The sequence below is a fragment of the Salinicola aestuarinus genome, from assembly GCF_003206645.1.
GTDB classification, from domain to species: domain Bacteria; phylum Pseudomonadota; class Gammaproteobacteria; order Pseudomonadales; family Halomonadaceae; genus Salinicola; species Salinicola aestuarinus.
Genome location: NZ_PZJP01000006.1, coordinates 228,639 through 240,618 on the forward strand (window position 1 = coordinate 228,639; position 11,980 = coordinate 240,618).

Annotated in this window: 9 protein-coding genes; 2 read left to right on the plus strand and 7 right to left on the minus strand. The window is 65.0% G+C overall.

Going from position 1 to position 11,980, the window contains the following annotated elements; translation table 11 throughout:
- Positions 1 to 71 precede the first annotated feature (71 nt).
- The 5 genes from gshA to DOM41_RS10785 form a co-directional block, all read right to left on the minus strand.
- On the minus strand, positions 72 to 1,649 hold the full coding sequence (gshA, locus tag DOM41_RS10765; RefSeq protein ID WP_110686956.1) for a glutamate--cysteine ligase: 1,578 nt from the start codon (positions 1,647 to 1,649) through the stop codon (positions 72 to 74).
- Between the two features lie 241 nt (positions 1,650 to 1,890).
- A complete protein-coding gene (locus DOM41_RS10770; RefSeq protein ID WP_110686957.1) occupies positions 1,891 to 4,278 on the minus strand; it encodes a Tex family protein in 2,388 nt (795 codons plus the stop codon).
- Between the two features lie 175 nt (positions 4,279 to 4,453).
- Positions 4,454 to 6,037 carry a phosphoenolpyruvate carboxykinase gene (locus DOM41_RS10775; RefSeq protein ID WP_110686861.1) on the minus strand — a complete coding sequence of 528 codons (1,584 nt, stop codon included), beginning with the start codon at positions 6,035 to 6,037 and terminating at the stop codon, positions 4,454 to 4,456.
- Positions 6,038 to 6,236: 199 nt separating this feature from the next.
- A complete protein-coding gene (gene hslO, locus DOM41_RS10780) occupies positions 6,237 to 7,109 on the minus strand; it encodes an Hsp33 family molecular chaperone HslO (RefSeq protein WP_110686862.1) in 873 nt (290 codons plus the stop codon).
- Between the two features lie 63 nt (positions 7,110 to 7,172).
- Positions 7,173 to 7,565 (minus strand): RNA-binding S4 domain-containing protein, encoded by a 393-nt coding sequence (locus tag DOM41_RS10785; protein ID WP_110686863.1) that lies wholly within the window; start codon positions 7,563 to 7,565, stop codon positions 7,173 to 7,175.
- Between the two features lie 151 nt (positions 7,566 to 7,716).
- Here DOM41_RS10785 and nudE point away from each other — a divergent pair, with 151 nt between their 5' ends.
- On the plus strand, positions 7,717 to 8,310 hold the full coding sequence (gene nudE / locus DOM41_RS10790) for an ADP compounds hydrolase NudE (protein WP_110686864.1): 594 nt from the start codon (positions 7,717 to 7,719) through the stop codon (positions 8,308 to 8,310).
- Positions 8,311 to 8,466: 156 nt separating this feature from the next.
- Here the strand turns inward: nudE and DOM41_RS10795 are convergent, their stop codons facing one another.
- Positions 8,467 to 8,847 (minus strand): hypothetical protein, encoded by a 381-nt coding sequence (locus DOM41_RS10795; protein ID WP_110686865.1) that lies wholly within the window; start codon positions 8,845 to 8,847, stop codon positions 8,467 to 8,469.
- Positions 8,848 to 9,020: 173 nt separating this feature from the next.
- Positions 9,021 to 10,049 carry a LysR family transcriptional regulator gene (locus DOM41_RS10800; protein WP_110686866.1) on the minus strand — a complete coding sequence of 343 codons (1,029 nt, stop codon included), beginning with the start codon at positions 10,047 to 10,049 and terminating at the stop codon, positions 9,021 to 9,023.
- 318 nt (positions 10,050 to 10,367) lie between these two features.
- Between DOM41_RS10800 and DOM41_RS10805 the strand changes: the two genes are divergently transcribed.
- Positions 10,368 to 11,945, plus strand: a complete 1,578-nt coding sequence (locus DOM41_RS10805) for a UxaA family hydrolase (protein WP_110686867.1) — start codon at positions 10,368 to 10,370, stop codon at positions 11,943 to 11,945.
- The last annotated feature ends 35 nt before the right edge of the window (positions 11,946 to 11,980 follow it).

The following is an 11,980-nucleotide window of genomic DNA, read 5'->3' on the forward strand; positions in this document are numbered from 1 at the left end:
CGTTCTGCCGGACGCGTGCCGGCGTACCGAAGCGGCGCATCCGAGCCAGTCGAAAGCGCCGCACTAGAGGGTCATGCCGCCGGTCGCGGCTCTCGGGCACGGGCGAAATAGTCGCGCAGGAACTGGGCGAAATCCGTTTGATCCTCGGCCTCGATGTCGCGCTGCTGTCGATGCGACGTCTCGACGAGCTCGTCGAAAAGGGTCTCACGGGCGCTGTCCATCGCGGTATCACGAAAACGCTCACCCTGCGCCTTGGCCAGATCGGCCACCCATTCCGTCCATTCGCCACCGTGCGCCTCCAGCGCGCGCAGCACCTGCGCGGAGGGCGTGGTCTCGGGGTCGTCCAGGCGTTTCGCCAACGACTCGATGGCAGCGACGTGCAGGGTGTCGCCTTCGATGGTATCGAGAAGCGTCGCCACATCACGCATGCCGTCGATGATCTCATGACCGCGCTCGGCGAGCGGGACCTGACGATCCCCCACCTGCAGCTTCAGCGCCGGATCGCGGCCGCGTTCGACCACCAGTCGACGATTGTCGTCGAGGCGATCGCACTCCTCGTCGGGAATCCACGGGCTCTCTGAGAGCAGACACCAGAGCAGGAAAGTATCGATGAAACGCATCTGCGGTTCGTCGATACCCAGTGGCAGGAAGGGGTTGAGGTCGAGACAGCGCACTTCGATGTACTCGACACCGCGGGCCTCCAGCGCCTGCGTCGGCGTCTCGTCGTGCCGCGCCACGCGTTTGGGACGGATATCGCTGTAGTACTCGTTCTCGATCTGCAGAATATTGGCGCTGAGCTGGCGCCATTCACCGTCATTCTCGACACCGATACGCCGATAGTCCGGCCACTCGGTGGAGATGGCGTGGCGCAGAGTGCCCACGTAGTTGGAGAGCGAGTTGAAGCAGATCTTGAGCTGCGACTGCACCTTGTTCTGGTAGCCGAGATCCGACATTCGCAGGCTGGTGGCGTAGGGTGCATAGAGCGTGTCACTGCCAGGCGCCCAGCGCTCGAGCTTGTCGCTGCGCTCGTCCGGCCCCTTGTCGCCGAAGAAGCTGCGGTCCACGGTTGGCGAGGCCCCGAAGAGATAGAGCAGCAGCCAGCTATTGCGCCGGAAGTTGCGAATCAGATCGAAATAGCGCGCCGAGCGATAGGATTTCAGCGACTCGCCCTCGCGTCCCTCCAGCGACTGCAGCAGCGGCCACATGTCCTCGGGGAGCGAGACGTTGTAGTGAATCCCGGCGATGGACTGCATGATGCGCCCATAGCGCACGTCCAGCCCTTGCCGGTAGACCCGCTTCATCGTGCCCACGTTGGAGTCGCCATAGTCGGCGATCGGAATGCTCTCGTTGCCGTCGAGCCGCGACGGCATGCTTGCCGGCCAGACCCACTCGCCGTCGAGGTGGCGATAACTGAAACGCAGCAGATCGTCGAGAAAGCCGAGCGCATCGGCGGGACGACAGTAGACCGGCGTGATGTACTCGAGCAGCGACTCGGAGTAATCGGTCGTGATGTGGGGATGCGTCAGCTTGGAGCCGAGAGTGTGCGGATGCGGCGTCGAAACGATACGACTGTCACCGTCGACCCGCAGACCTTCCTTCTCGATGCCCCGCCGCAGACGACCCAGCAGTCCGTTGCGGGCCGGCGTCATCAGCCGACCGACGTTCGTGGCGAGTTGATCAGACACACTCAACACCTTATTTCATGGGGAGAGGCAACGCCCTCCCGTTGTTCGTGCAGCGACGCCGCGCCAGGCTCGTGATTGCCTGCGCTGCCCCGTCGTGAGCAAAGTTTCATTATGGAGTTCGCCCCGGCGCTTTCAAGGCTAACGGTCGCACCAGCGATCACGATTCGCGATCGCCAGTCCCACGCGGCCGCCTCGTTCCTGCGCCCTACGCCCCCTTGCGCGCCTTGAGCAGCGCCGCGCCCAGCGCGCCGACCGGCTCGCTATTGCCCTTGGCATCGCCCCGGCTGCGCTCGCGGCTGGCGTTCTGACTCCCCCGCTCGCCGTCGCGACGATTCGACGCACCCCGACGCGAGCTCTTCTCGCCCGGCTCGTCGCCCATGCGCATCGACAGTCCAATGCGTTTACGCTCGACGTCCACCTCGAGCACTTTCACCTTGACGATATCGCCGGCCTTGACCACCTGACGAGGATCCTCGACGAATTTCTCTGCCAGCGCCGAGATGTGCACCAGACCATCCTGGTGCACCCCGACGTCGACGAAGGCGCCGAAGTGGGTGACGTTGGTGACCGCCCCCTCGAGCACCATGCCGGGCTCCAGATCGGCGATCTTCTCGACGCCCTCGCGAAACTCGGCGGCCTTGAACTCCGGCCGCGGATCGCGCCCGGGCTTGTCCAGTTCCCCCAAAATATCGATCACTGTCGGCACGCCGAAGCGCTCGTCGACGTAGTCCGCGGGCTTCAGGGCCTTGAGGGTTCGGCTATCACCGATCAGCTCGCCCAGTTCGCGGCCGTTATGCTCGGCGATACGCGACACCAGCGGATACGCCTCAGGGTGAACCGCGCTGGCATCGAGCGGGTTGCTCCCTCCCATGATGCGCAGAAAACCCGCGCACTGCTCGAACGTCTTCGGCCCCAGTCGGGCGACATCGAGCAGCTCTCGCCGACTGGTGAAGGCGCCGTCGCGGTCGCGACGCGCCACGATGTTTTCCGCAATCATCGCGCTGAGGCCGGAGACTCGGGACAGCAGCGCGCTGGAGGCAGTATTGAGATCGACTCCCACGGCGTTGACGCAGTCTTCGATGACCGTCTCCAGGCTGCGCGAGAGTTTGAGCTGGGAGACGTCGTGCTGGTACTGGCCCACGCCGATCGATTTGGGATCGATCTTGACCAGCTCCGCCAACGGGTCCTGCAGTCGACGCGCGATCGACACCGCCCCGCGAATGGAGACATCGAGCGCCGGAAACTCCTTGGCCGCCAGTTCGGACGCCGAATACACCGAGGCTCCGGCCTCACTGACCATGACCTTGGCCACGCGGCGGGAGGCCACGCTGGCGATCAACTCCGCCGCAAGACGGTCGGTTTCCCGGCTGGCGGTCCCGTTGCCGACCGCAATCAGGGTGACCTGGTGGCGCTCGACGAGATCGTTCAGCGTCTTGAGCGACTCCTTCCAGCGGTTCTGCGGGGCGTGGGGATAAATAGTGGCATGGTCGAGCAGACGACCGGTCGCATCGACCACCGCAACCTTGCAGCCCGTGCGCAGCCCCGGATCGAGCCCCAGCGTGGCCTGTGGCCCGGCCGGCGCCGCGAGCAACAGATCCTTGAGATTGGCGGCGAAGACATCGATCGCCTCCTGCTCGGCGCGCTCGCGCAGCCGCCCCATCAGCTCGGTCTCCAGGTGGGTGTAGAGCTTGACCCGCCAGGTCCAGCGCACCACCTCCTTTAGCCAGCGTGCGGCCGGCGCCTCGCTGTCCAGCGCGATGCCAGCGTGACGCGCGATCGCGACTTCCGCGGGATGAATCGGCGCCTCGTCCTCGCCGGCCATCGTCAGGGACAGCGAGAGCACGCCCTCGTTGCGGCCACGGAACATTGCCAGCGCCCGGTGGGAGGGCGTCTTGGCGAGCCGTTCATCGTGTTCGAAATAGTCAGAGAACTTCGCGCCCTCCTGCGCCTTGCCCTTGACCAGGCGAGCACGCAGCCCGCCTTCGTCCCAGAGCCGTTCCCGCAGGCCACCGACCAGTGCGGCCGACTCGCTGAAGCGCTCCATCAGAATCTGCTTGGCACCATCGAGCCCGCTCTTGGCATCCTCGATGCCGTTGGACACGCCGGTCGCGGCGTCGATGAAAGCGGCCGCCTCTGCGTCAGGGTCGAGCGTCGGGTCATCGAGCAGGCGCGTCGCCAGCGGTTCGAGACCGGCCTCGCGCGCGATCTGCGCCTTGGTTCGCCGCTTCTTGCGATAGGGAAGGTAGAGATCCTCGAGGCGCTGCTTGGTCGTCGCGGCGAGCAGGTCGGCGCGCAAGGCGTCGGTGAGCTGGCCCTGCTCGTCGATTGTCTCCAGGATCGCGCCGCGCCGCTCCTCCATCTCCCGCAGGTAACGAAGACGCTCCTCGAGGGTGCGCAGCTGGCTATCGTCGAGACCACCGGTCGCCTCCTTGCGGTAGCGCGCGACGAACGGAACGGTCGCACCGCCGTCCAGCAGCTCGACAGCCGCTGCGACCTGGGCAGGCCGGGCACCGAGCTCGTCGGCAATCAGCGAGACGATGGCGTTTTGCGTCGCGGCGGACGCACCGGTTGCGGAGGATGAATTAGAGGACATGGCAGACATCACGGCAGAAAAGATCGCGCCACGTTAGCACAGCACTCGCCCGGCTCCCATGCTGGGCAAATCGACACGTCTCGCGCCGAAAGTGCACCCCGGAACGCAGCGCGGGGAGAGCCGTAGCTCTCCCCGCGATCGATGCTGCTGTTGCCGAACGTCCTCGGACGCGACCTCAGCGCTGCTGCGGACCCGCTGCAAGGATGGCGTCATCCACGCCGGGGAACTTGGCAAAGTTGTCGGTGAATTTCTGAATCAACGCGTTCATCTGCGTCTGATAGGCCTCACCATCACCCCAGGCATCGCGGGGATCGAGCAGCTGCGAGTCGACGCCCTCTACCGCCACCGGCACATCGAGGTTGAGACCATCGATATGGCGTGTCTCGACCTCGGCCAGTTCGCCTTCCTGAATCGCACGGATGATCGCGCGGGTGGTCGGGATGCTGAAACGGCTGCCGCCCTGCCCGTAGGCCCCACCGCTCCAGCCGGTGTTGACGAGATAGACACGCGAACCGAAGGCTTCGATGCGCTTGATCAGCAGCTCGGCATACTCGTGCGCGGGGCGCGGAAAGAACGGCGCGCCGAAGCAGGTGGAGAAGGTCGCGGAGAGCGTGCTGGTAGAGCCCATCTCGGTGGAGCCGACCTTCGCCGTGTAACCGGAAAGGAAGTGGTAAGCTGCTGCTTCCTTGGAGAGCACCGAGACCGGCGGCAGTACGCCGCTCATGTCGCAGGTCAGGAAGATGATGGCGTTGGGCTCACCCGCCCGGTTCTCCTCGACCCGCTTTTCGACGAACTCCAGCGGGTAGCCGGCACGCCCATTCTGGGTCAGGCTGTCGTCGCTGTAATCCGGTTGACGCTCGGCGTCGAGCACCACGTTCTCGAGCACCGTACCGAAGCGAATCGCATCCCAGATGATCGGCTCGTTCTTGCGCGAGAGATCGATGGTCTTGGCGTAGCAGCCGCCCTCGAAATTGAACACCGTGCCTTCGCCCCAGCCGTGCTCGTCGTCACCGATCAGATAACGCTCCGGGTCGGCGGAGAGCGTGGTCTTGCCGGTGCCGGAGAGGCCGAAGAAGAGCGTGGTTTCACCGTCTTCGCCGACGTTGGCGCTGCAATGCATCGGCAGCACGTCCTTCTCGGGAAGCAGGAAGTTCTGCACCGAGAACATCGCCTTCTTGATCTCGCCGGCGTAGCGCATGCCGGCGACCAGCACCTTGCGACGCGCGAAGTTGATCATGACAGTGCCTTCGGAGCGCGTGCCGTCACGCGCCGGCTCACACACGAAACCCGGCGCGCTCAACACCGTCCACTCGCTCTTGCCCTTGGGGTTATAGCCCTCCGGGCGCACGAAGAGGTTGCGACCGTAGAGGCTCTGCCAGGCAGATTCGGTGATCAGGCGAGTGGGGAGGTAGTGCTCAGGATCGGCACCGACGTGCAGGTCGGAGACGAAGGTATCGCCCCCGGCGAGGTAGTCCTCGACACGTTCCCACAGGGCATCGAAGACGTCCGGTGAGATCGGGCGATTGACCTCGCCCCACTCGATCAGCTCCGAGGTGGAGGGCTCATCGACGATGAAGCGATCCAGTGTCGAGCGGCCCGTGCGCTCCCCGGTCTCCACCGTCAGCGCGCCGTTGGCGGCCAGCACACCCTCTCCCCGCGCCAGTGCATACTCGACCAATTCGGCCGGGGTCAGATCGGAGTGCGCTTTCGCAGAGTGAGCATCTTGGGCAGCCGAAGCGGTCGCTTGCGTGGTCATCATCCAGTCCTGGGCTCGAGGGCCTCTGTTCATGTTGTTTCACAGCGTCGCTGCCCGCCTCGGACACGACGCCGCTCGCTGGGACACGGCAAATTCGACGTGTGGCGGGCAAAAAGGATCGCCATTATGGCAAAAAGCGCTCGGGGCGCAAACGCCGGGGACGTCACGCCGGTGCGCCCCGCATCGAAGTATTAGGCAACCCCTAGTGTAACGTGGGGGACGGCGCCTGGGGTGACTCGATGATCGCCTCGATGTCGGCAGCGCTGAAGTGATAGCGGGTATGACAAAAATGGCACTGCGTGTCCACGGCCTGCTCCTCCTCGAGAATGCTCCGCAGCTCCTCGGCTCCCAGGGAGTGCAGCGCATCGGCGAATCGCTCTCGGGTGCAGTTGCAGCCGAACTCGAGCGCCTTGGGCTCGAACACCCGCGTGGTCTCTTCATGGAACAGCCGGTAGAGCACGTCCTGCCCCTCGACCGTGCAGAGCTCCTCGGGGGTGATCGTCGAGGCCAGCTGGGTCAGGCGGTTCCAGGCGTCCGGGTCGAGATTGGCGGCATCGTCGGGGAGCTGCTGCAGCAGTAGCCCGGCGCCCCGCGTGCCGTCGGCACTCAACCAGAGGCGGGTCGCCAGCTGTTCGGACTGGGCGAAATAGGCTTCCAGGCAGCCGGCAAGGCTGTCGTGCTCGACGGAGACGATGCCCTGATAGCGCTTGCCCTCTTTCGGATCGAGCGTGATGACGATCTGGCCATCACCGATGAGCTGGCGCAGGTTGGCGTTGTCGGCAAACACCTGGAATTCGTCGTAGCGCGCGATCGCCCGCAGCTGGCCACCGGGGTTCGACTCCGCCATCAGCACGTTGACGCCCTGCTTGCCACGCACCTCGAGGCTCACGGTACCTTCGATTTTGACCGTCTCGGTGAGCAGTGCCACGGCACTCATCAGCTCGCCGAGCTGCAGCCGGATGGCCTCGGGGTACGCCTGGCGCTCGAGCACTTCGGCATAGGCGCGCTCCAGCTGGACGATCTCGCCACGCACGTTCGTGTCGTCGAAAAGAAAACGTTGAATCTGGTCGTTCATTAATCGGTCTCGTCGACCGCGGGCGCCGCCCGGCGCCGGCCGTCGTCAATGAAAAAGGGAAAGTCAGTCGTCGCTGGGATTGCGCTGGAAGCGCTGAATATCGCGACGCTGGCGTTTGTCGGGTCGCTTGATGGGCGGGCGCATTGCCTGATTGGCCAGCTTGCGATTCTGGGCTTCGCGCTCGCGCTTTGCGATGCTCTCGGGGGTCTCGGCATAGAGCGCCTGAGCCTCGGGGGCGCCGCGTCGCTGATCCGACAGTGCGACCACCTCGACGACCGCACTGTCCCACCCCTGTGGGACCTCGATCAGCGCGCCCACCTCGACATTGCGGCTGGTTTTCACCCGGTTGCCGTTGTAGCGAACCTTGCCGCCCTCTATCGCTTTCTTGGCGAGCTGACGCGTCTTGAAAAAGCGCGCCGCCCAGAGCCACTTGTCGATACGTACCGTTTCACTCATGGGTCTGTCACCTCGACCGCCAACAATGGGGGCATCGATGCGTCGCTTCAACCCGCCAGAGTCGGCCGGTTGCCCGCGGACCATCGCCTTTTGTACCGCGTCATGGCTGAATAGGCCTAGCCGACCCTCTGATATGCACCCGGAGCGCACCATGACCTCGAGCGACCCGTCTGCCCCCGCTTATTCACGTCCTCACGTGCGCGCTCGCCGTGACGTCGCCGCAAGCCGTCTGTTCGCCATCGAGGAAATAGACCTGCATTTCTCCAATGGTGCCGAGCGCACCTTCGAGCGGCTGAAAGGCAAGGGCCACGGCGCCGTCATGCTGGTCGCCATGCCGGACCCGGATCACGTACTACTGATTCGCGAGTACGCGGCAGGTTTCGACGACTATGTGCTGACACTGCCCAAGGGGCTGGTCGATCCGGGTGAAGATATCGTCACCGCTGCCAATCGCGAACTCATGGAGGAGTGCGGCGTCGGCGCTCAAAACCTCGAACCGCTGGTGGAGCTCTCGTTGGCGCCCAACTACATGGATCACCGCATTCAGGTAATGCTGGCGAGCGATCTCTACCCCCAGCGCCTCCCGGGCGATGAGCCGGAGCAGCTGATCGTGGAGACGCACCCTATCGACGATATTCTGGGGCTTCTGGCACGTGACGACTTCCATGAGGCCCGTGCGGTCGCTGCACTCTTTATTGCCCGGGAGACACTGCGGCGGCAACAGGAGGGAGAGAGCTGGTGGTAACGTGCCCTCGCTTGCTCCGGTATCGCTCGTTACCGGCGAGCGCCCCTTGCCAGCTCCCTCTGTTCCGGCGGGCGATGATTGGCTGAGCACAAAAAAATCGCCCCGAATTCGGGGCGATTCAAGTCACACGATCGAGCGAGCTAGCACGACGTCACATCACGGCGTGGGGTCGACATCCTGGGCGGAGTCGATGCCCGCATTGTCGTCCATGGTGTCATCCACCGGACCCTTCGCTGCCTCGGCGTCCTGCGCGGTCGGCCCATCGGCCTTCAGGCTGCCGGGCTGGGTATTGGCAGACCCGGTCTGAGCGTTGTCAGTGTCGGGGAGGCTGTTGTCGGACGGCAGGCTACCATCGGTGTCGCCGGTCGCCGTGGCGCCTTCGACTTCCGTCGGTGTACCGCCGGCCCCTTCGGTGTTGGCTGAGCCGGTCTCCGGGCTGACGTCCGGGGCTTCCTGCGTTGACTGCTGGGCCATGGCAGCGACAGGCAGTGAGAGCAGTGCCGCCACGATGGCGGTATTGAGCGTCTTCATCTTCAAGGGGATCTCCTCGTTCCACGGGATCTCAACCGGCTCCCAACTCCCTGGAAGCCGTCGACTCGACGATGGATGGGCAAAAAGATCGAACGGTGCGCCGCGATCTCTTTCCCAACCGGCTGTTACAAAACGTAGACAGGGTTCCGGATATTCGCAACCGCCATCTCACGGTATCGCTAGTCGCTGGCCCCCTCACCTCGCATGGCGAGCCGCTGATACTCGCTGACGAACCGCTGGGCGGCAGCGGAGAGTTCGCGGTCGCGGCGCCAGAGCAGCTCGAACGGCGGGTTGTCGGTCGCGAGACGATACGCGATCCGCCGAATCTGGCCGCGCGCCACCGGCAGCGTGGCGATACGCTCCGGTAGCAGCGCCAACGCGGTTTCGTCGCGCTCGATCATCGCCAGAATCGCGTAGGTTGACGAAATCTCGAGCGTTCGCAGCGGCTGGGGGAGTCCTGCCGCCATGAACTCCTGTTCGAGCATCCGCGGCATGCTGACCGGATAGACGATCCAGGTCTGCTCGGCAAGCTCGGCAAGAGAGGGGGCGGGCACGTCCGCCAGCGGATGCCGCGGGTTCGCCAACACCCATAGCGGCTCGGGAAAGCTGCCCTGGCGATGATAGTCGCCCGGACGCTGCCCAAAGCTCGAGCGGCAGAGTGCGACGTCGAGGCGCCCCTGGTCGAGCATTCGCAGCAACCCCTCGCTGGTGTCCTCGACGATCTCCAGCGATAGCGACGGCTGCTCGGCGCGAAGTAGGGCGACCACGTCGATCAGCGTTCCGATCGCCCCCATGGTGGCGCCGACCGCAAGATGTCCGCCAACGCCCTGCCGGATGCCGATCATCTCCTCGCGCAGATGCGCAATGTCCGCCTGGATCAAGCGCGCATAGCGCAGCACGCAGCGCCCCAGCTCGGTCGAAGTCAGCCCGCGGGCGCCGCGCACGAAGAGCGTCGCACCGAGCGCCGACTCGATCTCGCTGAGCGCCCGCGTCGCACCGGGCTGGGAAATGGCCACCCGTTCCGCGGCCTTGTGAATCGAGCCGCACTCCTCGAGCGCCATCAGCAGCCGCAACTGGCGGAGTCGCAACCGCGACATCAGCGCCTCGAGCGTCGGCGTTGTCTCCAGCGGCCCAGGACTCGTCACCGCGAAATCCGCCCCACCCTGCTGGCTCTGCGCCCTCCCGCGGTCTGGCTTGTCACCCCTCATCGCTACGCTTCCTTTGCCTGCCATTAACCGTTGATGGAGCTCGCCGCCGGTCACCCAGCCACGGCGGCGTCCTATCAACCCGTGGCGCCCTTCGAGGCATGTCACGTACGACTTTCGGTCGATACACCCCGGTTATCGCACCATCAGCAACTCTCAGTATCGCCGACAGCCCGCCTCAGTCTACCGTCGCCGCTAGACCTGATGCTTTCAACAGACTGATAACACTGCATTTCTCACCGAAGGTCGAATCGACCAAAGTCGAACGACGCCGCGCGTCGATGCCGTCTTGCGACCCGGTAGGGAAATCGAGGAGACACCATGAGCCTGATCGAACACGCCAGCGAAGCGCCAGCGTCGGTGGTGCGTCTACATGAGCGCGACGATGTCGCTATTGCTCGTCGCCCGCTGCCGGCGGGTACCGAGGTCGCCCCCGGGGTGACGCTCACGGGTCCCGTCCCGGGTGCGCACAAGGTCGCGCTCCGGGCGATCGCCGCCGGCGAGACGATCCGCCGTTACGGGCAGATCATCGGCAAGGCGAGCGCGGCCATCGCCGCCGGGGACCATGTTCACGTGCACAATCTCGACATCGCCGATCTGGAGGGGGAAGCCCACGAGCAGGCGTATGCGAAGGACTACGCCATCGGCAGCGACGTTGTGCCGGTGACGCCGGTCGCCTCACCGGCGACGTTCATGGGCATTCAGCGTCCGGACGGCCGCGTCGCCACGCGCAACTACATCGGCATTCTCACCTCGGTGAACTGCTCGGCCACCGTCGCCCATGCCATCGCCGATCACTTCCGTCGCGACGTGCATCCGGAGGCGTTGCTGCCCTACGCCAACGTCGACGGCGTCGTCGCGCTGACCCATGGGGTGGGTTGTGCCGTCGCCTCCGAAGGAGAAGCCCTGGCGATGCTGCGTCGAACGCTCGCCGGCTACGCGCGACACGTGAATTTCGCCGCCGTGCTGGTGATCGGTCTGGGCTGCGAAACCAATCAGATCGATGCCTTGATCGAAGCCGAGGGGCTCGAAGTCGGTCCCAGACTCCACCCCTTCACCATCCAGCAGATCGGCGGTACCACCCGAGCGATTCAAGAAGGAATTCGCCATATTCACACGCTGCTGGAGGAGGCGAACCAGGTCGAGCGTACTCCCTGCGGCGCCGAGCACCTGCGCGTTGCACTGCAGTGCGGGGGGTCCGACGGCTACTCCGGCATTACCGCCAACCCGGCACTGGGCATCGCCGTGGACAAGCTGATTGCCCACGGCGGCAGCGCCATTCTGGCCGAAACGCCGGAGATCTATGGGGCCGAGCATCTGCTGACCCGCCGCGCAGTGAGTCCGGCGGTCGCCGAGAAGCTGATCGAGCGCGTGCACTGGTGGGAAACCTTCTGCCGAGTGCGTGGCGCCTCGCTGGACAACAACCCCTCTGCCGGCAACAAGGCCGGCGGGCTGACCACGATTCTCGAAAAATCGCTCGGCGCCATCGCCAAGGCCGGTACCAGCCCGCTCGAGGAAGTTCTCGAGTACGCCGAGCCGATGCGCGCCCGCGGCCTCGCCTTCATGGATTCCCCCGGATTCGACCCGGTGTCGGTCACCGGCCAGGTCGCCAGCGGCTGCAACCTGATCGCCTTCACGACCGGCCGCGGCAGCGCTTTCGGCTGCGCCCCGGTGCCGTCGCTCAAGCTCTCGACCAATAGCGCACTGTGGGCCCACCAGAGCGATGACATGGATATCAACTGCGGCGCGCTGATCGACGGTGAGGTCGATATCGACACGCTCGGTGAGCAGATATTTCAGCGTCTACTGACCCTGGCCTCCGGCGATTGCAGCAAGAGCGAGCGCCATGGCTACGGCCAGCAGGAGTTCGTGCCGTGGCAGATCGGCGTCATCACCTGAACGACTCCAGCAACCAGCCTTGTTCACTTAGGAGA